Below are 24014 nucleotides of genomic sequence, written 5' to 3'. Positions count from 1 at the left end.
TCGCCGGCCGTTCCTGAACGGGGGCTGAAGCCGGCCTGCGGCTATTTGGACGGTGCCGGCGTGGGGCTGGCCGCAGGCGAGGGGCTCGCTGCCGGCTGCGGCTGCGACGCGCCGCCGGCGGTCGGTGCGGGCGATGGCGAGGCCGCTGCGGCTGTCTGCTGCGGCTGGGCTGCCGGGTTGATCCAGCAGGCCTGGGTCAGATTGTTCAGGCTGTTCGGAACCTTGTCGTCGATCTGGGTGAGGAAGCGGGTCAGGCAGCGGAACGCGGCCTGGATGTGGCCGCCGGGGCAACCAAAGCGGTCGTAAAGATCGATGTGGCGAAAGGCGGTATCGAGGTCGTCCCGGTACATCAACTGAACTGCGCGACGGCCGAGCCAAACGCATTCAGGGTTGCCGCCCGGACCGTTGATGGCTCGGGCAGCTTCGGCGAACTCGTCGATCCGCTTCTGGTTCTGATTCTGGTTGGCTTCCTTGGTGGCGTCGGTAGCCTGCGCCGCCGGCTGCTTGCCCTGCTCGGGTGCCGGCGCGCCGCTCTGGGCGGAGACGCTGCCGAGGCCGGTCAGTAGGACAAGGGAAGTGACGGCCAAGGTGGCGGCGAACTGCCGCAGGACCGCATTTCGTGACTCGAACACCCGTCGCCGCATGAATTCCCCAATATCTCAGCCGTCCGCCCGCGGGAGGGCCCCGCGGATGCCGACGTGATGGCGTCCAAATGGGTCTCCAATGCGGCGGAAAAATTCCTTGAAATCCATTGGCCTGTATTTGGATTTTTGTCCAGCAAAGTCACGATCCTACGGCCCGGTCCAACGGCCGCAGGCCGATTCGCCGGGGAGAGCTGGCGCCTCACCCGTGTCCCCCCTTGGCAGACGGCGTGCGAGCAGGTAATCGACGGGCCCTTCGCGGAGGATGGAACCGATTTCTCTTCGTACGCCACTGGCGCTTCTGCTCGTTTCCCTGGGTGCGATTGCTGCCGTGTGGTGGTGGCTTGCCACGCCGATCACGCTCGCGCGTGCCCCCATCGACCCCAACGACAAGGTCCAATGCGTCTCCTACGCCCCGTTCCGCGGCGAGCAGACGCCGTTGAACGCATGGACCCACATCGAGGCCGACCAGATCGAGCAGGACCTGCGTCAACTCAAGCAGATCACCGATTGCGTCCGCACCTACTCGATCGAGAACGGGCTCGACCAGGTGCCTTCGGTCGCGGCCAAGGTCGGTGGGCTGAAGGTGATCCAGGGCATCTGGCTCGGCAGCAACCGCGCCAAGAACTTTGAGCAGGTGGCGACCGCTATCCGCCTCACCAAGGAATTTCCCGACACCATCTCCGCGCTCGTGGTCGGCAACGAGGTGCTGCTGCGCGGCGAGATGACGACACAGGATCTCATCGCGATCATCCGTTCGGTCAAAGCGCAGGTCAGCGTGCCCGTGACCTATGCCGACGTGTGGGAATACTGGCTGAAGAACCGCGAGGTCTATGACGCCGTCGACTTCGTCACGATTCACATCCTGCCTTACTGGGAGGATATGCCGGTGAAGGCGAAATTCGCCTCTGCCCATGTCGAGGCGATCCGCGAGCGCATGGCGGTGGCGTTTCCCGGCAAGGAAATCCTGATCGGCGAAACCGGCTGGCCGAGCGAAGGTCGCATGCGCGACGGAGCTTTGCCGTCACGCACCAACCAGGCGCGCGTCGTCTCGGAAATCCTGGCGCTCGCCAAGACTCAGAAGTTTCGCGTCAACCTGATCGAGGCCTATGACCAGCCGTGGAAGCGGCGGTTAGAGGGCACCGTCGGCGGCTATTGGGGCCTGTTCGATTCCGTGCGGCGCCAGCTGAAATATCCGCCGGGCCAGCCGATCAGCAACTTCCCGTTCTGGAAATGGTACATGGGCGCCGGCATGGTCCTCAGCGTGCTGGTGTTCGCGGTCGCAGGCATCACGCTGCGTCGCCGGCCCTGGACGCCGCGCTTCCCGGCGTGGCTTGGCGTCGGCATCTCCGCGACCTCGGCGGGCATCCTGCTCGGGATCGCCGCCGACAAGATGTATTACGAGAGCTACGGTTGGGGCGGTTGGCTGCAATGGGGCGCGCTGCTGCTCGCCGGCATCCTGTCGCCGATCTTCTGTGCGCAGGCGCTTGTCATCGGCCGCAACCTGCCGAGCTTCCTGGACCTGCTGGGTCCGCGCGAGGGCCGCAAATGGTCAAAACTCTCGGCCGTGCTCGGCCTGACCCTGGCGGTCACGGCCGTGATCGCGGCCGAGACCGCGCTTGGATTCGTATTCGATCCGCGTTACCGCGACTTCCCCTATGCCTCGCTGACGATGGCGGTGGTGCCGTTCGCGCTGTTGATGCTGAACCGGCCGCAGATCGGCGTGCGGCCGATTGCGGAAGCGGTGTTCGCGGGGCTCTTGGCGCTGTCGGCGGTCTATGTGCTGCTGAACGAAGGCCGCGACAATTGGCAGGCGATGTGGACCTGCGCGATCTATTTGCTGTTCGCGCTCACGCTGTGGCGGGCGCGGGCCGAGCAAAGCCAAGGATGAGCAGGCCGATCGCAAGGCCTGCCAGCACGATGTTGTAGAGCACGATACCGAGGCCGGCTGCGATGACGCCGAGCGTCAGCAGCACGATCGAGGGCCGCATCAGGTTCAACGTCGCGATCACGAGCGCGACGATCCCGAACACGGAATTCTTGAACAGCGACGTCGACACCGAGCGTGCCTTGCAGATCATGGTCTGCAAGCCGGCGTCGCATGCGAGCGCCACCTGTGAGAACTCGACCGCGAGATAGCGCACATAGAGCGCCCAGCCGACGGTAACGAACCCGACGACGATGAGAAACTGCACCTGATAGGGCGTGAGGCGGAACGGCTTTTTTGTCATGCGGGCAATATGGTCGGGATGGCGGGAGGGAGCAACAGGGGCGGGACATTTTTATGCCGGGCGTCGCGGCCCTTTGCTCTCTCCTTTTTGACGGCACCCAAACGCAATCAGAACCGTAGCGATACGGATTTGCGACGGTTCCTGGGTCGCCTAACATCCCACATGAAGCGCGGGCGTGCCGATCCGATCAGGAGCAGATCACGCCGTTCGAGAGCGTCACTGCGAGGATACAAGGGAGGTTGGGGATGGCTGAGGCGTTGCAGATCAATTTTGCGCTTTGGGGCATGATCATTTGCGCAGCAATCAAGATCAGCCAGTTGGCCGCAGTTTTTTAGGAGCCTCGTTTCGGCGAGACGCTGCGGCTTCGATCCGATGTCCTGATAGTCCTACCTTCTGAAGAACGACGACAGCGTCGAACTTGCCGGGGCCGTCTCGGGCTTGGCTTGAGCAGCCGGCTGAGGTGCCGGTGCAGGCGCCGGCTCCTCGCGCTTTGACGAGCGCTTGGAGGAGTAGCTGCGGCGATGCCTCTCGGGCTTGGCAGCGGGCGCGGCAGCAGGGGCGGTTTCAGCTTCCGGTACCGCGTCCTGGCTCCTCTCCGCGTTCTTGTCCTGGTTCCTGTCTGAGCCCTTGTCCTGGTTCTTGTCTTGAGCCTTCTCTTGGGCCTTGTCCGGGCCGCCGCGCATCGACAGGCGCTGGCCATCGAACACGGTCGTCTCGCAATGGCGGTCGTTCTCGGCAAGACCGGCGCAGAGCTTCGCCGCGGCAGCGGCGTTGATCAGCGGGCCGGCGCCAAGGCGGAGCTGCATGCCGAGGCCGTTACCGCTTTCCTTGATCATGATGATCGGCCGCAGCGCGGCGATCTCAGGATTGGATTTGTTCAGGCCACGCCAGAGCGCGCGCAGGCCGTCGACCGAATTCGCGCCGCCGAGATCGATCGCAAAGCGCGTCTGCTGGACGGCGATCGCGGAAGGTTCTGCCTGGCTTGCTTCCGGCGATCTGGCCGGTGTCGCGGCAATCTCGGTCGTGGTAGGCGTCGGCTCAGGCTTCTTCTCTGCGGCCTTGTCGGTCGCGTTCGATTCGATCAATTTCGATGCGGCCGGATCGGGCGGAGCCATGATCGACTTCGATGGCACCAGCGGAGGGATCGGGACCGCTGACGTCGTCACCGGCGATAGCGGTACGAGCGAGGCGGCGGAAGCGCTCTGCGGCGGCGGGCTCGTCGGATCCTTTGCGGTGTCTTTCGAACTGTCCTTGTTCGAGCTGTCCTTGTTCGAACTGTCCTTGGGTTCCTTGCCAGCGCCTGCGCGCGGCCTGTCGACCAGCGAGGCCGCGGTCGAGGCGACCGGCGCGATCTCGGGTGCGGGCGTCGCGGGCTGCGCGGCCGCAACGGGCGGCTCCTGCGGCCTGGCGAGCGGCGGCTGGGGTGATGTCGCGTTCTGCCTGGCGAGGGCGCCCGTGACGGAATCGAGCCCCTGTTCGAGCACCGTGATGCGCGCATAAAGCCGGTCGCGATCGGAGTTCAGCGTCTCGATCGCGGAGGTGAGGCGGCGCGTTTCGAGCTGGCTTTCCTTGGTCAGCACCTGGAGCCGGTCGGACTGGCGGGCGAGATCGGCGGAGGCGACCTGGTCGCGTCGCCAGCCGAGCTGGGCCTGGTTGGCCATCACGGCGATCACGACGGCGCCGACGGCGGCCGCGCCCCAGGAGCCTAGCCGCCAGAGCATGCGGCGATCGAACGTGCTTTCCTCCGCCAAAAGGCCGGAGAACAGTCCGCCCGTCTCCTTGTCGCCGAAGGCATCCGCCAGTGGGTCGGAATCCTTTGCCATGAACGTTGAGTGCCCAGCCCTGTCTGGCTTCCCCGAATCAATCAAGGAACATTAACAGGAAAACCCACGCGCACTTGAATTCCGGGCGTTTGCGGGGGTAGCAAGGCAACAAGCTCGGGCGACATCGGCTTGTCGCCCGTCGGTATGACGATCGTTTCGGCCATTTTTGACAGGATTGCGATGACCGCCCGCTCAAGCCTCACGATCGTGCTCGCCGCCGGCGAGGGCACGCGCATGCGATCCAGCTTGCCGAAAGTTCTGCATTCCGTCGCTCACCAGACATTGCTCGCCTATGTGCTCGGTGCCGCACCGCAGGGTGCCGGCACCGCGCTCGCGGTCGTGATCGGCCCGGATCATCAGGCGGTCGCGGATGAGGCGAAGCGGATCCGTCCCGATGCGCTCGTGTTCGTCCAGGCCGAGCGGCTCGGCACCGCTCACGCGGTGCTCGCAGCGCGGGAGGCCATCGCGCGGGGCGTCGATGATGTCCTGATCGCGTTCGGCGATACGCCACTGATCTCGGCCGAGACTTTTGCGCGGTTGCGCGCGCCGCTCGCCAAGGGCGCGGCAATTGCCGCGCTCGGCTTTCGTGCGGCCGATCCGACCGGCTATGGCCGCTTCATCGTCGAGGGCGACCGCCTGGTCGCGATCCGCGAACATGCCGACGCCAGTGCGGACGAGCGCAAGATCAATCTGTGCAATGCCGGCGTGATGGCGGTCGACGGCCGCCGCGCCCTCGCGATCCTCGACAAGATCGGCAACGCGAATGCCAAGGGCGAGTACTATCTGACCGATGCGGTCGGCATTACCAGCGACAATGGATGGGAGTGTGTGGTGATCGAGACCAGCGAGGACGAAGTGCGTGGCATCAACACCAAGGCCCAGCTTGCGGAAGCAGAGGGCGTGATGCAGGCCCGGTTGCGCAAAGCGGCCATGGAGGCCGGCGTCACGCTGATCGCCCCTGAAACCGTCTATCTTGCCGCCGACACGGTGTTCGGCACGGATGTCACCATCGAGCCCTTTGTGGTGATCGGACCGGGCGTCTCGATCGCCGACGGGACCGTGATCCACTCTTTCTCACATATCGTGCAGACCACGCTCGGCAAGAACGTCTCGATCGGTCCCTATGCGCGGCTGCGTCCCGGCACCTCGCTCGGCGACGGCGCGCGGATCGGCAATTTCGTCGAGACAAAAGCCGCGACGCTGGAGGCCGGCGTCAAGGTCAACCATCTTTCCTACATCGGCGATGCCACCGTTGGTGCCAATTCCAACATCGGAGCCGGCACCATCACCTGCAACTACGATGGCTTCAAGAAGCACAAGACGACAATCGGGCAGGGCGCTTTTGTCGGCACCAACTCGTCACTGGTCGCTCCCGTGAAGATCGGCAATGGCGCCTATATCGGCTCCGGCTCGGTGATCACGCGCGACGTGCCCGATGACGCCATGGCGCTCGAGCGCAATCAGCAGACCATCCGCGAAGGCGGCGCTGCGCGCTACCGCGAGCTGAAGACGACCGGCAAGACGACCGAGAAATAAGCGGCGCTAGTCGTCGTCGGCGACTTCCGAGAACATCGCGCGCGTCAGGCGCCAGCCGCGCGGTCTGGCGCGCTTTGCCGGTTCGCCCGCGGCCTGCGTGACGAGGACAGGCTTGGCTTCCTTGCCGCGCTCCATGGCACGTTGGGGCGGTGGCCAATGGGCAAGGTGCGTGCCCGTGGTCTCGCTGGCGTGCACCAAACTCGATGACAGACCTTTGCGGTCGGACGTGCGTTTCATGGCCACATCTCCTGGCGGAGGAATCGTTGGTCAAATCTGTTGACAAGGAGTTAATGCACGCGGTTAAAGGCCGGCCACTTCAGACGAAGCGCAGGGCGCCCGGGGGCTGTCTCAATCAGCAATAATTGCAATAATTATTGAGTATCTGGTTCCCTCGGAATTTCGCTAAAAACCCGGCGCGTCGTTTAGGCGATTTTTTCGACGATTTGGGGGATATTGATCCGCATGTGCGGGATTGTCGGCATTCTCGGGCGCGAACCGGTTGCAGAGCAACTGGTGGATTCGCTCAAACGTCTCGAATATCGCGGCTACGATTCCGCTGGCATCGCCACGCTCGAAGGCAAGCATCTCGAGCGCCGGCGCGCCGAAGGCAAGCTGAAGAATCTGGAGAAGCGGCTGGAAGCCGAGCCGTTGAAGGGCACCACCGGGATCGGTCACACCCGCTGGGCCACGCACGGCAAACCGACCGTCAACAACGCCCATCCGCATGCGACCGATCGCGTCGCGGTCGTGCATAACGGCATCATCGAGAATTTCCGCGAGCTGCGCGAGGAGCTCGAGAAGAAGGGCACGGTGTTCCACACCGAGACCGACACCGAGATCGTGCTGCACCTCGTCGACGATCTCTTGACCCGCGGCAACAAGCCGGTCGAGGCGGTGAAGCTGACGCTGGCCCGCCTGCGCGGCGCCTTTGCGCTCGGCTTCATCTTCGCCGGCGACGACGATCTCATGATCGGCGCCCGCAACGGCCCGCCGCTTGCGATCGGGTATGGCGACGGCGAGATGTATCTGGGGTCGGACGCGATCGCGCTCGGCCCGTTCACGGATACGATCAGCTACCTCGAGGACGGTGACTGGGTCGTGCTGACGCACAAAAGTGCCGATATCTTCGACAAGGACGGTCAGGCCGTCGCGCGCGACAAGATCAGGCACGCTGCCTCGACCTCGCTGGTCGACAAGGCCAACTACCGCCACTTCATGGCGAAGGAGATCCACGAGCAGCCGGAAGTGGTCGGCCACACGCTGGCCCGTTATGTCGACATGGCGAGCGAGCGCGTCTCGCTGCCGGTCGGGCTGCCGTTCGACTTCAAGGACATCCAGCGCATCAACATCACGGCCTGCGGCACCGCGAGTTACGCCGGCATCGTCGCAAAATACTGGTTCGAGCGCTTTGCACGCCTGCCGGTCGAAGTCGATGTCGCCTCCGAATTCCGCTACCGCGAAGCGCCGCTGCGCAAGGGCGATCTCGCGATCTTCATCTCACAATCAGGCGAGACCGCCGACACGCTGGCCGCGCTGCGCTACGCCAAGGCCGAGGGCGCGCACACCATTGCCGTCGTCAACGTCCCGACCTCGACCATCGCGCGCGAGAGCGAGACCGTGCTGCAAACGCTAGCCGGCCCCGAGATCGGCGTCGCCTCGACCAAAGCCTTCACCTGCCAGCTCATGGTGCTGGCGAACCTCGCGATTGCGGCGGGCAAGGCGAGAGGCGAATTGTCCGATGAGGACGAGACAAGGCTCGTTCACGGCCTCGTCGAGGTCCCGCGCTTGATCTCGGACGCGCTCACCACCGAGCTTCAGATCGAGAAGCTGGCGCACCGGATCGCCAAATCCCGCGACGTGCTCTATCTCGGCCGCGGCACCAGCTTCCCGCTGGCGCTCGAAGGCGCGCTGAAGCTGAAGGAAATCTCCTACATCCACGCCGAAGGCTACGCCGCAGGCGAGCTCAAGCACGGCCCGATCGCGCTGATCGACGAGACCATGCCTGTTGTCGTGATCGCGCCCCACGACAGGGTGTTCGAGAAGACCGTCTCCAACATGCAGGAGGTCGCCGCCCGCGGCGGCAACATCATCCTGATGACTGACGCCAAGGGCGCGGCGGAGGCGACGGTGGATTCGCTCGTCACCATCGTCATGCCTGATATGGCTGCGGCTTTCACGCCGATGGTCTATGCCGTGCCCGTGCAGCTGCTTGCCTACCATACGGCTGTCGTGATGGGCACCGACGTCGATCAGCCACGCAACCTCGCGAAGTCAGTGACGGTGGAATAGGCAGAAGGGATCAGGTCGCGCTCTTCCAAAACCTGCTAGAAGTCCCTAGCTTGAATGTAGCGACCGACCTGGAACCCGAATGACCCCCCGCGACGACGCGCCTGCGCCGCTTGATCCCGCCCCGGAGCCGCATACCGGCCTGATGGGCCGCTTCCGGAATTATTTCCTGACCGGACTGATCGTCACCGGTCCGATCGCGATCACCCTGTACTTGGTCTGGTGGTTCGTCACCTGGGTCGATGGCGTGGTGCGGCCATTCGTGCCGCTGGCCTATCGTCCCGAAACCTATCTTCCTTACGGCGTTCCCGGCTGGGGACTGATTGTCGCATTCTTCACGCTGACCTTGGTCGGCTTCCTCGCCGCGAACCTGATCGGCCGTACCCTGGTGGATGTCGGCGAGACCTTCCTTGGCCGGATCCCGGCCGTGCGCGCGATCTATCGCGGTCTGAAGCAGGTGTTCGAGACGCTGTTCTCGGGCAAGGGCTCGAGCTTTCGCAAAGTCGGCCTCGTCGAGTTTCCCTCGCCCGGCATGTGGTCGATCGTGCTGATCTCGCAATCGCCGAGCGAGGACATTGCGCGCAGCCTGCCCGGGCAGGAGCAACATGTCTCGGTATTTCTGCCGTGCTCGCCGAACCCGACCACCGGATTCTTCTTCTACGTGCCCAGGAGCAAGATCATCGAGGTCGACCTCAGCGCCGAGGACGCGGCAACGCTGATCATGTCGGCCGGTGTCGTGCAGCCTGGCTCGGCGCCCGACCCGAAAAAGGCCGCCGCGCTTGCGGGCATGGCCAACGCCGCGCGCATTGCCAACGCCTCCACACTTCGGCCGGAGCCTGCGAAGGCGGAGTAGGGCTATTCCCATGCGGGATGGCCGGGGGTCACGCAGGCGTTCGTGTCCTCTGCTATTGTTCCGGTCGAACTGAGCGCAGCGCGCGGAATTCGAACCGGAGTGCCTCGATGTCCAAGTCGTCAAAGACCATTGCGATCCTCGCGCCCGGTGCCATGGGCAGCGCGGTCGCCCGCCGCCTGAGCGAGAGCGGCGCGCGCGTGCTGACGTCGTTGGAGGGGCGAAGCGAGGCGACGTTGAAGCGGGCTGCGGATGCCGGCATGGTCGACGCCGGGGACGATGCGATCGCGGACGCCGACATCATCCTCTCAATCGTGCCGCCGGGGGAGGCGGTGGCGCTCGCCGAGCGGCTTGCCGCGCTCATCGTCAAGCGCGCGAAGAAGCCTGTCGTGGTCGACTGCAACGCCGTCAACGTCGAAACGGTGAAGCGCATCGAGCAGATCATCGGCTCGGCGCAGGCGCCGTTCGTCGACGGCGGGATCATCGGCTTCCCGCCGCAGCCGGGCGGCAAGAGCCCGGCGTTCTATTTGTCCGGTGAGCATGCCAGGGACGTTGTCGTGCTGAAGGATCTCGGGCTCGACATCCGCGTCGTCGAAGGCCCGGTCGGTGCGGCCTCCGCGCTCAAGATGTCCTATGCCGGGATCGTCAAGGGTCTTGCCGGGATTGGCTCGGCCATGGTCGTGGCAGCAACCAAAGCAGGCGCCGCGGACGCGCTCCGCGACGAGCTCGCGCTGAGCCAGCCCGCCATCCTGGCGCGGCTCGAGGTCGCGCTGCCCGACATGATCCCGAAGGCCTATCGCTGGGTCGCGGAGATGCGCGAGATCTCCGGCTTTCTCGGACCGGATCATCCCGCGAGCCGGATCTACGAGGGCTTCGCCAAATGGTTCGAGCATCTGGCCGGGGACGCGAAGGGCGAGGCGGTCGATGCCGCGCTGCTGAAGGCGTTTGCGGCATCTGTTGCGCAGAAGAAAACCTAGCCGTCGTGCTCTCCGCCGTGAGCGGAAGGCCAATCAGCTCGCTTCCATCAGCGTCAGATCCTGGTCGGCTCGGTCGGTCGACCAGAACTGCATCACGCAACGAAGTCCGCCGGGATTGAAATCCAGGCTCACCGACCAGCCGGCTTCGCCGGCAAACATCCCGCTGATCATCTTCGTTCCGAAGCCGCGACGCGTGGGCTTGCGGACCAGCGGGCCCTCTCGCTCGGCCCAGCACAAGCGAACGAGGCCCTTCTCGTCGACCGTCCAGGATATTTGCAGCTTCCCCGACGGGACGGAGAACGCGCCATATTTCGCGGCATTCGTGCTGAGCTCCTGGAGCGCGGCTGAGATTGCCAGAGCGAGCTTGGGCGGCAACAGGATATCTGGACCATCGATCTCGAGACGTTCGGGACCCGCGTAGGGGGCCAGCGTCTGCTTGATGACAGACACCAGGCTCACGCCAACCCAGTTGTTTTCAGTGAGGAGATTGTAGGCGTGCGAAAGCGCCAGAAGCCGACCTTCGAATGCGGCTGCGTATTCGTTGAGATCATTTGAGCTTGCACGGGACAGGCGGGCGATCGACTGGACGGTCCCGAGCGTGTTCTTCACCCGGTGATTGATCTCGTCCAGCAGCGCCTTCTGCTGCTTCAAGGCGCCGGCGAGTTCGCTTCCGACTTGATGCAGGACCTTCTTCATCCGGTTGACTTCGCTGATCGTGCCCAGCTTTGGCGCCAGGGCACCCGAGCGCAAACCGGCGACATATCGTTCGAGATCGGCGAATTCCGCCAGGAAGCGGCGAGACAGCAATCGCGCCAGCGCCAATCCCAGCGCGAACGTTAGAAGAGTCAGCGCAACGATCCACTCGGCTGTCCGATGCAGCGGGCCATCGATGACCTCGCGAGGAACGGCAAGATTGATCGACCAACCGCTTTGATTGGATCGCAACATGGATGTGTAGGTCGGAACGCCCGTCCGCGACACGGCTTTGACCCACCAGGCGGAAGGTTGGCCGAGATGTGCCATCACCTCCGGGATGGTTTGCCGGCCTACCAGGTCGTCGCCATCGACCAAGGGACGCCGTGCCAGCAGAATTCCGTTGGCATCGGCGATGCTGCCGACCATCCCGGCGGAGACGTATTCGTCCATCAACGAGGACAGATATTTCGTCGATAGTCCGATGTTGAGCGCGTAACGGATGTCGCCGCCGATGCGGACCGGAACGGCGATGGTGACGATCGGCTGACCATCGACCACGGCGCGCTGAAGTCCGGACACCTGTGGTTGGCCCGTTTCGATCGCCCGGCGCTCGACGTCGAATGCGACGCGCTTCGGCAGGCGTGCATCGAGCTCAAGACGCGTGTTGACGACCTGCTGGCCATCTGGCGCGTAGAGGACAATGGCCACCCCGCCGATCAGCTTCACCGCCTCGATGGCGTGCTCTCTGAATTCCGCGAAATTCTGCCGCGAGAGCGAAGGGGAGAGAGCAAGGACCTGCAGATCCTCGATGATGTTCGCCACCCGAAGCTCCGCCGCATTCCGCATGAGGCGAAGCCTGTCTTCATAATCGGCCTTCGTGAGCTGGGAGGATTCCGCCACGAAATGATAGGCGAGAAACGCCGCGCAGGCCGCGACGGGAATTGCGGTGATGAGCGCGAGCAGCAACAGATAGGTTGAAACTGGCCAGGTCCGAAGGGATCGCCTCATCCATCTTGCCGTTCGACGCCGCAAGACACGCACGCTCATCCCCCAGGCCATGCTTGCCTCGACTGGCTGGCAGCTAGCAACTACGGTTTGTTGGAACCAGCGGAAGGAACTTTTGTTCCAAACTTTTGATCCTCAACCCGCCCCGATCAGCGGAATCGCCTCGTCCCGCTCATAAAGGTACAGCAGGCAGCGTAGCGCTTCGCCGCGCTCGCCTTTCAGCTTCGGATCATCTTTCAGGATGCGCAGCGCCTCGTCACGAGCCTGGGTGATGAGCTGACCGTGGACCTCCGACCGCGCGATGCGGTAGCCGGGCAGGCCGCTCTGGCGGATGCCGAGCACGTCGCCTTCGCCGCGCAGCTTCAGATCTTCCTCCGCGATGCGAAAACCGTCTGTGGTCTCCCGGATCACCTTCAGCCGCGCCTTCGACATTTCGCCGAGCGGCTCGCTGTAGAGCAAAATGCAGGTCGAAGCCTCCGTGCCGCGTCCGATGCGGCCGCGGAGCTGGTGCAGCTGGGCAAGGCCAAAACGCTCGGCGTTCTCGATCACCATGATGGTGGCGGCCGGCACGTCAACGCCGACCTCGACCACTGTCGTCGCGACCAGAAGCCCGATCTCGTGGGCCGCGAACTGGCCCATGACGCGATCTTTCTCGGAGCCCTTCATCTGGCCGTGAACGAGGCCGACGCGGTCGCCGAAGCGCTTTTGCAGGCTCTCGAAACGTTTCGTCGCGTTGGTGAGATGCTCGGTGCCTTCGGCCTCGGATTCCTCGACCAGCGGGCAGATCCAGTACACCAGCTTGCCTGATGCGAGTGCACGGCCGACCCCGTCCATGACCTCACCGAGCCGGCTCATCGCGACGGCACGGGTGTCGATCGGCTGGCGGCCTGCCGGCTTTTCTCGGAGCTCGGAGATGTCCATGTCGCCGAAATAGGTCAGCACCAGCGTGCGCGGGATCGGTGTGGCGCTCAGCACCAGCACGTCGACCGCGTCGCCCTTCGAGGTCAGCGCCAGTCGCTCGCGCACGCCAAAGCGGTGCTGCTCGTCGACGATGGCAAGCGCGAGGTCGTGGAAGATCACATCGTCCTGGATCAGCGCATGGGTGCCGACGAGCAGATCGATCTCGCCGGCTTCGAGCTGCGCCAACAGCTCGCGCCGCTCCTTGCCCTTTTCCCGGCCTGTGAGGATCGCGACCCGCAGGCCGGCGCGCTCGGCGAGCGGAGCAATGGTCTTGATGTGCTGGCGCGCCAGGATTTCGGTGGGGGCCATCAGCGCGGCTTGCTTGCCGACCTCGGCCACCGCCGCAGCCGCGAGCAGCGCCACCACGGTCTTGCCGGAGCCGACGTCGCCCTGAAGCAGGCGGAGCATGCGCACCGGCTGCTTCAGGTCGTCGGCGATGGCCGCCGTGGCGTTGCGCTGGGAGGGCGTCAACGCATAAGGCAGCGCATCGATGATCTCGTTGCGCAGATGACCGTCACCGGCATTGCGCACGCCGGCGGGACGGCGCAGCTGGGCGCGGATCAAAGCGAGCGCGAGCTGTCCGGCGAGCAGCTCGTCGAAGGCGAGGCGGGACCAGTAGCGTTGGTCGGGCAGGATATCCGTGAGCTCGACCGGCTGATGCACGCGCTGGAACGCTTCCGTGACAGGCGGGAAATCGCAGCGGCGCAGCACCTCCGGACTGATCCATTCCGGCAAGGCCGGCAGCTTCTGCAACGCCTGCGCGACCGCGCGGCGGAGCGAGCCGAGTGCGAGACCCTCGGTGAGGGGATAGACGGGATCAATCCCTGAGAGCTTTGAGATCGCCTCCTCGTCGAGGACGCGGTCGGGATGCACGATCTGCGGGATGCCGTCATACATTTGCAATGTGCCGGAGACGAAGCGCTTCTCGCCTGTTGGCAGCAGCTTCTCGACATAGCCGGGCTTGGCGCGGAAGAACGGCAGCACGACGTCGCCGGTCTCGTCGCTGGCATAGACCAGATACGGTGCGCGTGAATTGCGCGGTGGAGGCGGGCGGTGGCGGTCGACGACGACCTCCAGCGTCACCATGGTTCCCTGGACCGCGTCGCGGATTTTCGGGCGCGCCCGGCGGTCGATGACCTGGCTCGGCAGATGCAGCAGGAGGTCCACCAGCCGCGGCGTCTCGCTCCGGCTGAGCAGATATTGCAGCAGCTTGTCCTGCTTCGGACCGACGCCGGGCAGGCTGGTCACGGGAGCAAACAGCGGATTGAGCAGGCTAGGGCGCATGGGAGCGAATCTAGGATCGTTTCGGCCCGTCATGCCCGGCTTTATGCCGGGCATCCACGTCTTTTTTCGAAACGCCCCGCACGGGTGCGGCCATGCCAAATCGAGGGCTGACACGCAGGGTCCGAGTGGCTATATCACCCCGGCCCGGCACGTCCGGGCTTTCGGCGTTTGACTGGATTTGAGACATGACGGGAACGACACGATCGAGCAACGGGCTGGACGACCGCCGCAAGCGGCTTCTGTTCCGCTGCTGGCACCGCGGCACGCGCGAGATGGATTTGATCCTCGGCCGCTTTGCCGACGCCGAGATCGGTAACCTGTCGGATGCGGAGCTGACCGAGCTCGAGACCCTGCTCGATGTCAATGATCCCGATCTCTACGCGGCCATCACGGGTGACAAGCTGCTGCCAGCCGACGTCACCGGTGCGCTGTTTACCCGGATCAAGGCCTATCCGATCGCGGACGACAGCGTATGAAGCAGGGCATGAAATCTCCGGCCGAGCTGCTGACGCCCGGCCGCGCGCTGACGCTTGCCAATGTCGCGGAGGGCGCCGAAGGCCTCGTCGTCTCCGATCTCGCGCGCGCCATTGCGGCCCGGCCGAAGAAGCCGGCCGTCAGTCTTGCGGTGGTCTGCCGCGACGGCGCGCGGATGCAGCAGCTCGAACGCGCCCTGCAATTCTTTGCACCTGATCTGCCGGTGCTGACCTTTCCGGCTTGGGACTGCCAGCCCTACGACCGCGTCTCGCCGCACGGCGGCATTTTGGCGCAACGCCTGACCACGCTGGCGCGACTGGCCGCGCTCACCGGCAGCGACAAGCCGCTGATCGTACTGACCACCGTGAACGCCGCCGTGCAGCGCGTGCCCGCGCGCGAGCTGGTCGCAGCGCAGGCGCTGTCGGTCGCGCCCGGCAATGTCGTGCCGATGGACACCATCGTCTCCTGGCTGGAGCACAACGGCTACAACCGTTCCTCCACCGTACGCGAGCCCGGCGAATACGCCGTGCGCGGCGGCATCCTCGACCTGTTTCCGGCCGGCCTCGAGCAGCCCGTCCGCTTCGACTTCTTCGGCGACAGCCTGGAATCGATCCGCTCCTTCGATGCCGAGACCCAGCGCACGCTGCTCGACATGCGCTCGCTGGATCTGGTGCCGATTTCCGAATTCCAGCTCGTCACCGACACGATCAGGCGCTTCCGTATGGGCTATGTCGCCGAGTTCGGCGCACCCGAGCGCGATGATGCGCTCTACGAGGCGGTCAGCGAGGGCCGTCGCCACCCCGGCATGGAGCACTGGCTGCCGCTGTTCCAGGACCGGATGGACACGCTGTTCGACTATCTGCAGGGTGCGGCCGTTGCGATCGAGCCGCAGGCCGAGGACGCCGTCCGCGAGCGCTTCAAGCAGATCCAGGACTATTACGAAGCCCGCCGCGACGCGATGGAGCATCCGGGCGGCGGTGCCATCTACAAGCCGCTGCCGCCCGACCGGCTCTATCTGACCGACGAAGAGTGGACCAGACGCGAACGCGACATGCCCCTGATCCGGCTGACGGCGTTCTCGGTGCCGAGCGACGGCACCAGCGTGGTCGATGCCGGCGCTCGCAAGGGCCGCGATTTTGCGCCTGAACGTAACGACAGCACGGTCAACGTGTTTGAGTCCGTCGTCAGCCACGTCATGGCGTTGCAGGCCCAACGCAAGAAGGTGGTGATCGCGCTCTGGAGCGAAGGCTCGCGCGACCGCATGACCTCGATGCTGCGCGACCACAAGCTGGCTCACACCACCAGCGTCAACAGCTGGCGCACGGTGCAGGCGACCCCGCGCAACGAGACCATGCTCGCGGTGCTTGGGCTCGAGAGCGGCTTCGAGACCGACGAGATCGCTGTCATCAGCGAGCAGGACATTCTCGGCGACCGCCTGGTGCGGCCGCGCAAGGCCAGCCGCAAGCTCGACAATTTCATCTCGGAGGTGACGAGCCTCACTGCCGGCGACATCGTCGTTCACGTCGATCACGGCATCGGCCGCTTCATTGGCTTGCAAACGCTCGACGTCGCCGGGGCGCCGCATGATTGTCTCGAGCTGCATTATGCCGCCGAAACAAAACTGTTTCTGCCGGTCGAGAACATCGAGCTGCTGTCGCGCTACGGCTCCGACCAGACCACGGTCGAGCTCGATCGTCTGGGCGGTTCCGGCTGGCAGACGCGAAAAGCAAAACTCAAGAACCGCATCCGCGAGATCGCGGGCGAGCTGATCAAGATCGCCGCCGCGCGCCATTTGCACGAAGCGCCCAAGCTGCCGGTGCAGCAGGGCCTGTACGACGAGTTCTGCGCGCGGTTCCCCTATGACGAGACCGAGGACCAGCTGGGCGCCATCGAGTCCACCCTGAAGGACCTCGAGCTCGGCCGTCCCATGGATCGGCTGATCTGCGGCGACGTCGGATTCGGCAAGACCGAGGTTGCGCTCCGGGCAGCGTTCGCCGTTGCGCTCGAAGGCAAGCAGGTTGCGGTCGTGGTGCCGACCACGCTTCTGGCGCGCCAGCACGCCAAAACGTTCACCGAGCGCTTCAAGGGCTTTCCTGTCAAGGTGGCGCAGGCCTCGCGCCTGATCGCGACCAAGGAGCTGAACCAGGTCAAGAAGGGCATTGCCGACGGTTCCGTCGACATCGTCGTCGGCACCCACGCGCTGCTCGGCAAGGCGATCAAATTCCGCGACCTCGGCCTCGTCATCGTCGACGAAGAGCAGCATTTCGGCGTCACGCACAAGGAGCGGCTGAAGGCGTTGCGTTCCGAGGTGCACGTGCTGACGCTGTCGGCAACGCCGATCCCGCGCACGCTGCAATTGGCGCTCACGGGCGTCCGCGAACTCTCGATCATCGCCTCGCCCCCGGTCGACCGTCTCGCCGTCCGCACCTTCGTCGCCCCGCATGATCCGCTGATGATCCGTGAGGCGCTGCTGCGCGAGCGCTATCGCGGTGGTCAGGCGTTCTACGTGGTGCCGCGCATCGACGATCTCGCCGAGGTCAAGGACTTCCTCGACAAGAACGTGCCGGAGATGAAAGTCGCGGTCGCGCACGGGCAGATGCCGCCCGCCGTGATCGAGGATATCATGACCGCGTTCTACGACGGCAAGTTCGACATCCTGCTGTCGACCACGATCGTGGAATCCGGACTGGATATCCCCAACGCCAACACGCTGATCGTGCACCGTGCCGACATGTTCGGCCTTGCACAGCTTTACCAGCTCCGCGGCCGTGTCGGCCGTTCCAAGCTGCGGGCATATGCGCTGTTCACGCTCCCGGCGCAGCAGAAGATCACGGCGCAGGCCGAGCGCCGGCTCACCGTGCTGCAATCGCTGGAGACGCTGGGCGCCGGCTTCCAGCTCGCCTCGCACGACCTCGATATCCGCGGCGCCGGCAATCTGCTTGGCGAGGAGCAATCCGGTCACATCAAGGAGGTTGGATTCGAACTCTATCAATCGATGCTCGAGGAGGCGATCGTCAACCTCAAGGCCGGTGTTTCGGAGCCCGCCGCCGACCGCTGGTCGCCGACGATCACCATCGGCATGCCAGTGCTCATTCCGGAGGATTATGTCGGCGATCTCTCGGTGCGGCTGTCGCTGTATCGGCGTCTCGCCGATCTCGACAGCGAGGACGAAATCGAGAATTTTGGCGCCGAGATGCGCGATCGTTTCGGCGTGCTGCCGGACGAAGTCCGCTATCTCTTCAAGGTCGCCGCGATCAAGGCGTTTTGCCGCCAGGCCAATGTCGAGAAGATCGATGCCGGCCCGAAGGGCGCCGTTATCACCTTCCGCGACAATTCCTTCGCCTATCCCGATCGCCTGGTGTCGTTCATCAAGAGCCACGGCCAGGCCGCCAAGGTGCGGCCCGACATGAAGGTGGTGTTCCTGCAGGACTGGGAGACGCCGGAAGAGCGCCTCGCCGGCACCACCGAGATCATGCGGCAATTGGCGCAGCTCGCGAAGAGCAAGAAGGCGGCGTAGCCCCGTGGTCTTCCCAGAAGGCGGCGCAGCACGATATCGCTGCGCCGCGCTTCACTCTGTCGGGTTTCTCCTGGCAGCTCCGGCGCGCGCTCCCGCTTCGGCGAAGGGGCGGATATTGTCTTTGGTGGCTTGGCGAGCGGATGGCTCGGACGCTGCGCGCGATGCGATCCGTTGATCACCTCTCGAGAAGAACGATGACCAATATTGCGACCGGCACCAAGCCGAGGCTGACCACGCCAATTGTAAAAAGTCGCTCGTTCTCGAAGGCTTGTCTCAGATTTCGATGCATCGTCATGTGTCTCGCACGCCAACATGGCTATGCTTTGCAACCACAGCATGCTCCGCGTAAACACGCCTTCGCAAGCAAAAATTGAGGTGGCGAAAATGGCCAGTGAAACGATAGCAGATTCAGATGCGGCATTGGCCAAGCGGCACAAGCAATCAGCGATCATCGGCCGCCTGACCGTTGCGGGATTCGTCGCGATGCGCAGCGGCTATCCTCGCAAGCACATCGGTGCGGTGTTTGAAGAGCTTCTGGTCTGCCTGGCCATTCGTGTCGCCGACGATCTCGGCGCGCCACCGCTGAACGCGTCGGAGCTGTCCAAGCGACTAGGCCTGCCGCGGTCGAACGTCCGTCGCTGCCTCGACGCCCTGGTCGGCGAAGGCGTCATCCGGAAAGAGGGAGAGCATGGCTACAGGGGCGAGATGGATTGGCTGACATCTCGTATCGACGCCGACTATTTTCTGAAGATCCGTGACGCGATCATTTGCGCAGCCGACGAACTGAAGGCGCTTGAGGCGAATATCACCTGAGACCGGGGGCTCGTGAGCGGGCCGCCTTCGTCGAATTACGACGCTGCCCGTGACGCATCCGCCGACAGCCGGGCCAACAACGACCGTGCCGTATCGGACGGCGACAGCGAATCCACCGAGACCACGGGATCACTGCGCATCTCGTGCTTGCCGTTCGAGGTGTGCTTCATGACCGCCGAGAGGCGGCGGGCGATCATGTGTGCCGTGCGGAAATCGGTCTCGGCGAACACCACGATCACCGAGCCGTCCTTCTGCGCCGCGCCAAAGTCCATCTGCCGCATCAGGCGGCTGAGGATGCGCGCGGCATCGAGTTGCGCGCGGGGATTGCCGGGATCGAAGGCGAAACGCGCCACCGACAGGCCGCCGCCGCGGGCGAGAGTCTCCTCCACGGCCTTTGAAAAGTCGCGGGCGAAGGCTTCCACCGTCAAGAGACCGCTGCGCGGATCGAGCCAGCCGCCGGCGTCGATCGAGCGCAGCGTGCGGCCGAGTTGTACCTCCATCGCGTGCTGGCGAATGAGCGGCAACGCATTGGCGGCGACCTTGGCGGGCTCGCCCGCGATCAGCTCGAGATTGGGCAGATCGTAGCTCCGGGTCAGCTGGTGCGCCGTAACCACCACGGGCAGATTGCGGAAGCGCGTGTCCTCCGCGAGCACCGTGAGGAAGGCATCAATGACGCGCGGGGTGAAACCGTCGGACAGCACGACGCCGTCGATGTCACGGGTGTTGAGGTGCTTTGCCGCGGCTTCGATCGAGAGCGCGCCGACGACGCCGGTGCGTTCGCCAAGCGCGACCGAGAGCGCAGGGTAGGCGGCGCCACGGCCGATCAGGAGCACGATGCCATCGCGCACCGGGTCGGTTTCCGGCAGCGCGACTTTCGTCTCCGGCAGGCGGCGCAGCACCGTGGCGTGCAGCGTGCGCACGCGGATCGCCGCGCGCAGGCGTGCGATCAGGCGTTCGGCGGTGTTGCCGCGCGTGGAGAATGGCAGCGCGTTGTGAGGCAGCGACCCCTGTGCATCGAGCGCGACCAGCGGAAGATAAAGCGGCTGACCGGCGATTGTCTTCGCCAGCAGCGGCATATGGGGTTCGTGCCCGCCGTACATCGCGGCGAGGACGGCGGCCGGCTGCACCTGCTCGACGGCACGCGCGGCGCTGGCCCAATCGCTATCGACGACCGGAAAAAGACGTGCATCGTCCAGCGCCGCAATGAAGGCGGGGCGCTCGGCATCGGACACAAACAGAATGGGGCCTGTCTGGGACATCAAAAAGACTCTGATCACGCAATCGATGCCGCGCAATCTAGTCCGGCCGCCTTAATGCAGCGTCAATGTATGAGGCGAAACTGCGCCTAGACCGACCCGGAACGGTCGCGAAAAGCCTCGACCATCAGGGGGTTAAGCCCGAGTTCGCTGAGCGCCTCGCGGGCGCGGGCATTGTCCTGGGCCCGGCCCGCCAGGCGATGACCGGAGAGGCGGTCGGGCAGGGCGGTGAGCAGCGCGCCCTGGCCGAGGCGGCGGGCCCATTCCTGGAGGTCGTTGGAGAGGAAGCGGTAGCCGCCGACGGCCATAATGCCTGATGGCGGCGCGGTAATGCAGATCGCGCCGCTGGCGCGGTCGATCCGCGCGGCATAGCCGGTGTCGACATAATCGCGCGGCGGTTGTGCGGTCAGCGTCTCGCCGACCGGCTGCGGCGGCGCATAGGCCGCGATCGGTATCATGGGGCCGCGAAGGCCGAGCGTGCCCTTCGGCGTCAGCAGGATCTCGCCTGCGATCGAGGACCCCGACTGCTCGCGCGGAGCGCCGTGCGGGCCGGGCATGACGGTGACAGGCATGCCGTCCTCGCCACGCCTTGCGCCGAACAGGCCGGCCTCGCCGAACAGATAGACATCCGTGAGCGGCGCATGCGGTGCGATCCAGGCTTCGCTCGCCGCCACCTGCTCCGGCGCGCGCCAGAGCCCGAGGACGTTGCGCAAGGTCGGCATCCGCGCGGCGAGCCCGGAATCGCCAAGCCGCAGCGCGAGCTGCGCCGGCGCGATCAGCACGTCGCATTCGTGCTCGTTGATCTGCTGCTCCAGCACCTCGCTGTCGAACGGATGATGCAGCGCCAGCGCGCCGCCGCAGAGCAGCCAAACCGCGAGCGAGGACGCGAGGCCCGCGAACGACATCGGCGTGAAGGCCGACATCACGGTTGCGCCCTGCTGGATGTCGGCTTCCAGCGACATCGCGAGCCCTCCCGCGATCAGGCTGAAATGCGGCCGCGGCACCGGGCGAAAGCCCTCCGCCGTGACGTCGAAGGAGATCATCGCCGCCTTGCGGCCGTCCTGAATCACGGCGCGCGTGGTGCCGGGTGGCCGCGCCAGCACGTCGTCGAGCGAGGCCATGCCTTCGGGCAGTTCAGCCCCGAAGCCGAAGACGTGGCGGATCGAAAAGGCTTCGGCGGCTGCATGCATCGCAAGGTCGGCATAGCTGACGCCGTCGAGCTTGCTCATGGTGACGATGGCGCGCGCCGCGGTGCGGTTGAGCGCGGCCGCAAGTTCCGCCTGCCGCCAGAGCAGCGGCAACACGGCAACCACGAGACCGGCGCGATGGGCGGCGAGCACCGTCAGCACGAATTCGACCGTCGCGGGCAGCTGGATCGCGATCACCGAATTGGCGGGCAGGCCCGATTCGACGAAATGCGCCGACAGCGCCTCGATGGCGGTGTCGGCTTCGGCATAGGTCAGCCGTCGTGGCTGATGTCCGGTGATGCGGAATTTGTTGAGGGGATCGAGTAGGGCGGGCGCGTGCGGTTGCCGCATCAGGGTCCGCTGGAACAGCGTGTCGAGCGTCGGCGATACGGCTGGCTGGTTCACGGCGTCACTTCGCTGGACTGGCTTGAGGCTCACGCTTCGCCCACCAGGTCTCCGGCAGATAGCCCGAAAGCGCGGTGGTCGATGGTCGTTCTATCCGATTCCAGTGCGCGATCCATTGCTCGGATACGTTAAACAGGGGGATTGTGTAGAAGCCGGCGATCAGGGCACGGTCGAGCGCCCGTACCGCCGAGACAAAGTCCGTATGATCGCGGGCCTCCAGCAGCGCCTTGATCATGGCATCGACCGCGGGGTCCCTGGCGCCCATGTAGTTGCGGGTGCCCGGACTGTCCGCGGCTGCGCTGCCCCAGTAGAAATATTGCTCGTTACCGGGCGACAGCGACTGGTCCCAGCGGTTCTCGATCATATCGAACTCGTAGGCCAGCCGGCGCTGATCGAACTGCACGGGATCGACGGCGCGCACGCTTGCCTCGATGCCGGCGCGCTTGAGGTCACGCTGGAACGCGAGCGCGATGCGCTCCTGGTCTCGGGTCATCACCAGCATCTCGAAGATGAACGGCGCCTTGGTCGCGCGGTTGCGCAGCACCGTGCCGTCGAGATCGTAACCGGCGTCGGACAGCAGTTTCAGCGCTGCGCGCAACGTGGTGCGGTCGCGCCCCGAGCCGTCGGTGACGGGAAGGCGGTAGCTGCCATCCATGATGTCCGCAGGGATCTGCGCGGTAAAGGGTTTGAGCAGCTCACGCTCGCGCGCATCCGCAGGGCGTGCATAGGCCGAGAGGTCGGAGCCCGCGAAATAGCCGGCGACGCGTGAGTAGAGCGAGAAGAAATAGCTGCGGTTGACCAGCTCGAAATCGAACAACAACGTCAGCGCCTGGCGCACGCGGATGTCGGCGAATACGGGACGTCTCGTGTTGAACACCAGGAATTCGGAGGGCTGCGGTACGCCTGGCTTGATGATGTCGCGGATTACGTCGCCGTTCTTGGCGGCCGGGAAATCGTAACCGTCGTGCCAGCGCAGCGGCTCGTTCTCGACGCGGAAATCATAGAGGCCGCGCTTGAACGCTTCGAACTGGCCGTTGGCCTCGCGATAATAGTCGAGCCGGACCTCGTCGAAATTGAAGAGGCCGCGATTGACCGGTAGATCGCGGCCCCAATAATCGGGATTGCGCGTCAGTGTCACGCTGGCGCCGGGCTTCACCGCCGTGACGCGGTACGGGCCCGAGGCGATCGGGCCTGACAGCGTCGTCTCCTCGAAGGTCGCGACGTCAACCGCGTGCTTCGGCAGGATCGGCATCAGGCCGAGGATCAGAGGCAATTCGCGGTCATCGGCGCCGGTGAGGTCGAAACGGACAGTGAGGGGATCGCTCGCCTCGGCCCTGGCGACCTTGGCGTAATATTGCCTGAGATTGGGGCGGCCGTGGTCGCGCAGGAGCCGCCAGGAGAACAGCACGTCCTCTGCCATTACCTGCTTGCCGTCCGAGAAGCGGGCGCGGGGATCGATGTGGAAGGTGACGTAGCTCCGCTCGTCATTGGTCTCGACGGATTTGGCGAGCAGGCCGTAGAGCGTGAACGGCTCGTCCTGGCCGCGCGTCAGAAGACTCTCGACCACGTAGCTGCGGATCGGCTGGACCGCCAATCCCTTCACGATGAACGGATTGAGGCTGTCGAAGGTGCCGAGAATGCCCCAGGTCAGACGGCCGCCCTTGGGGGCATCGGGATTGGCGTAGGGCATGTGGGTGAAATCGGCCGGCAATGCCGGCTTGCCGTGCATGGCGATCGCATGCGCTTCCTCGGCCCTCGCCGCGTTCGCTGACAGGGTCGCGGCGAGGGCCTGTATCGCAAGGACCAAAACAAGGCTGCAGAGACGGGCGCCGGAGCCCTTGCGCAGGCGCTGGAACATGAACATTCGTACACGTTGATTCGAGAACCGCCGGACCTGAATCCTATCACAGGGATTTCACTGGGCGCCTGCCCGGATGTGGCCAAAGACGCTTGTCGGCATTGATCTTTTCGTCGACCACGTTATGAAGGCACGCAATCGCGCAAGAGCGCCGAGCCCGTCACTTATCTGCCTCAATTGACGGGGAGAGAGCCGCGCCCAAGGCGGCTTGGGTC

17 protein-coding genes are annotated in these 24014 nt (G+C 64.9%); 8 read left to right on the top strand and 9 right to left on the bottom strand.

Annotated features, from left to right (window positions below; translation table 11 throughout):
* Positions 1 to 41: 41 nt before the first annotated feature.
* Positions 42 to 644: a beta-1-3, beta-1-6-glucan biosynthesis protein gene (locus ACVW16_RS36155; protein ID WP_456735176.1), complete on the bottom strand. Its 603-nt coding sequence runs from the start codon at positions 642 to 644 to the stop codon at positions 42 to 44.
* A 262-nt stretch (positions 645 to 906) separates the two neighbouring features.
* Here ACVW16_RS36155 and ACVW16_RS36150 point away from each other — a divergent pair, with 262 nt between their 5' ends.
* Positions 907 to 2532: a glycoside hydrolase family 17 protein gene (locus tag ACVW16_RS36150; protein ID WP_456703640.1), complete on the top strand. Its 1626-nt coding sequence runs from the start codon at positions 907 to 909 to the stop codon at positions 2530 to 2532.
* Here the strand turns inward: ACVW16_RS36150 and ACVW16_RS36145 are convergent.
* Positions 2492 to 2872: a hypothetical protein gene (locus tag ACVW16_RS36145; RefSeq protein ID WP_456703639.1), complete on the bottom strand. Its 381-nt coding sequence runs from the start codon at positions 2870 to 2872 to the stop codon at positions 2492 to 2494. The two genes, ACVW16_RS36150 and ACVW16_RS36145, sit on opposite strands and share 41 nt — an antisense overlap.
* A gap of 386 nt (positions 2873 to 3258) precedes the next feature.
* On the bottom strand, positions 3259 to 4695 hold the full coding sequence (locus ACVW16_RS36140) for a hypothetical protein (protein WP_456735175.1): 1437 nt from the start codon (positions 4693 to 4695) through the stop codon (positions 3259 to 3261).
* Positions 4696 to 4875: 180 nt separating this feature from the next.
* On the opposite strand from ACVW16_RS36140, the gene glmU reads away from it, so the two are divergent.
* Complete coding sequence (gene glmU, locus ACVW16_RS36135; RefSeq protein WP_456735174.1) at positions 4876 to 6231, top strand: bifunctional UDP-N-acetylglucosamine diphosphorylase/glucosamine-1-phosphate N-acetyltransferase GlmU; 1356 nt, start codon at positions 4876 to 4878, stop codon at positions 6229 to 6231.
* A 6-nt stretch (positions 6232 to 6237) separates the two neighbouring features.
* Here the strand turns inward: glmU and ACVW16_RS36130 are convergent, their stop codons facing one another.
* Positions 6238 to 6468 (bottom strand): hypothetical protein, encoded by a 231-nt coding sequence (locus ACVW16_RS36130; RefSeq protein WP_456703636.1) that lies wholly within the window; start codon positions 6466 to 6468, stop codon positions 6238 to 6240.
* 225 nt (positions 6469 to 6693) lie between these two features.
* Between ACVW16_RS36130 and glmS the strand changes: the two genes are divergently transcribed.
* The 3 genes from glmS to ACVW16_RS36115 all read left to right on the top strand — a co-directional run bounded on the left by glmS (position 6694) and on the right by ACVW16_RS36115 (position 10344).
* On the top strand, positions 6694 to 8520 hold the full coding sequence (gene glmS, locus ACVW16_RS36125) for a glutamine--fructose-6-phosphate transaminase (isomerizing) (RefSeq protein WP_456703635.1): 1827 nt from the start codon (positions 6694 to 6696) through the stop codon (positions 8518 to 8520).
* A gap of 79 nt (positions 8521 to 8599) precedes the next feature.
* On the top strand, positions 8600 to 9370 hold the full coding sequence (locus ACVW16_RS36120) for a DUF502 domain-containing protein (protein WP_456703634.1): 771 nt from the start codon (positions 8600 to 8602) through the stop codon (positions 9368 to 9370).
* A gap of 107 nt (positions 9371 to 9477) precedes the next feature.
* Complete coding sequence (locus ACVW16_RS36115) at positions 9478 to 10344, top strand: DUF1932 domain-containing protein (RefSeq protein WP_456735173.1); 867 nt, start codon at positions 9478 to 9480, stop codon at positions 10342 to 10344.
* Positions 10345 to 10377: 33 nt separating this feature from the next.
* Here the strand turns inward: ACVW16_RS36115 and ACVW16_RS36110 are convergent, their stop codons facing one another.
* Together ACVW16_RS36110 and recG are read right to left on the bottom strand one after the other, a co-directional pair.
* Positions 10378 to 12048, bottom strand: coding sequence for a sensor histidine kinase (locus tag ACVW16_RS36110; protein ID WP_456703632.1), 1671 nt, complete (start codon positions 12046 to 12048; stop codon positions 10378 to 10380).
* A gap of 132 nt (positions 12049 to 12180) precedes the next feature.
* Positions 12181 to 14289 carry an ATP-dependent DNA helicase RecG gene (recG, locus tag ACVW16_RS36105; RefSeq protein WP_456802606.1) on the bottom strand — a complete coding sequence of 703 codons (2109 nt, stop codon included), beginning with the start codon at positions 14287 to 14289 and terminating at the stop codon, positions 12181 to 12183.
* Positions 14290 to 14474: 185 nt separating this feature from the next.
* Between recG and ACVW16_RS36100 the strand changes: the two genes are divergently transcribed.
* From ACVW16_RS36100 to ACVW16_RS36090, 3 genes are all read left to right on the top strand, one after another.
* Positions 14475 to 14765 (top strand): FAD assembly factor SdhE, encoded by a 291-nt coding sequence (locus ACVW16_RS36100; protein WP_456703630.1) that lies wholly within the window; start codon positions 14475 to 14477, stop codon positions 14763 to 14765.
* On the top strand, positions 14762 to 18280 hold the full coding sequence (gene mfd / locus ACVW16_RS36095; RefSeq protein ID WP_456735172.1) for a transcription-repair coupling factor: 3519 nt from the start codon (positions 14762 to 14764) through the stop codon (positions 18278 to 18280). The genes ACVW16_RS36100 and mfd overlap by 4 nt, the downstream gene beginning before the upstream one ends.
* Before the next feature lie 384 nt (positions 18281 to 18664).
* On the top strand, positions 18665 to 19093 hold the full coding sequence (locus ACVW16_RS36090) for a helix-turn-helix domain-containing protein (RefSeq protein ID WP_456703628.1): 429 nt from the start codon (positions 18665 to 18667) through the stop codon (positions 19091 to 19093).
* Positions 19094 to 19128: 35 nt separating this feature from the next.
* Here the strand turns inward: ACVW16_RS36090 and ACVW16_RS36085 are convergent, their stop codons facing one another.
* The 3 genes from ACVW16_RS36085 to ACVW16_RS36075 form a co-directional block, all read right to left on the bottom strand.
* On the bottom strand, positions 19129 to 20352 hold the full coding sequence (locus ACVW16_RS36085) for a GGDEF domain-containing protein (protein WP_456735171.1): 1224 nt from the start codon (positions 20350 to 20352) through the stop codon (positions 19129 to 19131).
* Positions 20353 to 20438: 86 nt separating this feature from the next.
* A complete protein-coding gene (locus ACVW16_RS36080) occupies positions 20439 to 21941 on the bottom strand; it encodes an AMP-binding protein (RefSeq protein WP_456703626.1) in 1503 nt (500 codons plus the stop codon).
* A 4-nt stretch (positions 21942 to 21945) separates the two neighbouring features.
* On the bottom strand, positions 21946 to 23805 hold the full coding sequence (locus ACVW16_RS36075; RefSeq protein WP_456735170.1) for an extracellular solute-binding protein: 1860 nt from the start codon (positions 23803 to 23805) through the stop codon (positions 21946 to 21948).
* Positions 23806 to 24014: the final 209 nt, after the last annotated feature.

The organism is Bradyrhizobium sp. USDA 4474, from assembly GCF_054057515.1.
The sequence above is the reverse complement of the archived record's forward strand: the minus strand, read 5'-3'. Positions and strand labels throughout refer to the sequence as shown.

Bases quoted from the DNA above. Each gene is read 5' to 3' on its own strand.
- ACVW16_RS36155 (WP_456735176.1), bottom strand. From the start codon at position 644: ATGCGGCGACGGGTGTTCGAGTCACGAAATGCGGTCCTGCGGCAGTTC.
- ACVW16_RS36150 (WP_456703640.1), top strand. From the start codon at position 907: ATGGAACCGATTTCTCTTCGTACGCCACTGGCGCTTCTGCTCGTTTCC.
- ACVW16_RS36145 (WP_456703639.1), bottom strand. From the start codon at position 2,872: ATGACAAAAAAGCCGTTCCGCCTCACGCCCTATCAGGTGCAGTTTCTC.
- ACVW16_RS36140 (WP_456735175.1), bottom strand. From the start codon at position 4,695: ATGGCAAAGGATTCCGACCCACTGGCGGATGCCTTCGGCGACAAGGAG.
- glmU (WP_456735174.1), top strand. From the start codon at position 4,876: ATGACCGCCCGCTCAAGCCTCACGATCGTGCTCGCCGCCGGCGAGGGC.
- ACVW16_RS36130 (WP_456703636.1), bottom strand. From the start codon at position 6,468: ATGAAACGCACGTCCGACCGCAAAGGTCTGTCATCGAGTTTGGTGCAC.
- glmS (WP_456703635.1), top strand. From the start codon at position 6,694: ATGTGCGGGATTGTCGGCATTCTCGGGCGCGAACCGGTTGCAGAGCAA.
- ACVW16_RS36120 (WP_456703634.1), top strand. From the start codon at position 8,600: ATGACCCCCCGCGACGACGCGCCTGCGCCGCTTGATCCCGCCCCGGAG.
- ACVW16_RS36115 (WP_456735173.1), top strand. From the start codon at position 9,478: ATGTCCAAGTCGTCAAAGACCATTGCGATCCTCGCGCCCGGTGCCATG.
- ACVW16_RS36110 (WP_456703632.1), bottom strand. From the start codon at position 12,048: ATGAGGCGATCCCTTCGGACCTGGCCAGTTTCAACCTATCTGTTGCTG.
- recG (WP_456802606.1), bottom strand. From the start codon at position 14,289: ATGCGCCCTAGCCTGCTCAATCCGCTGTTTGCTCCCGTGACCAGCCTG.
- ACVW16_RS36100 (WP_456703630.1), top strand. From the start codon at position 14,475: ATGACGGGAACGACACGATCGAGCAACGGGCTGGACGACCGCCGCAAG.
- mfd (WP_456735172.1), top strand. From the start codon at position 14,762: ATGAAGCAGGGCATGAAATCTCCGGCCGAGCTGCTGACGCCCGGCCGC.
- ACVW16_RS36090 (WP_456703628.1), top strand. From the start codon at position 18,665: ATGGCCAGTGAAACGATAGCAGATTCAGATGCGGCATTGGCCAAGCGG.
- ACVW16_RS36085 (WP_456735171.1), bottom strand. From the start codon at position 20,352: ATGTCCCAGACAGGCCCCATTCTGTTTGTGTCCGATGCCGAGCGCCCC.
- ACVW16_RS36075 (WP_456735170.1), bottom strand. From the start codon at position 23,805: ATGTTCATGTTCCAGCGCCTGCGCAAGGGCTCCGGCGCCCGTCTCTGC.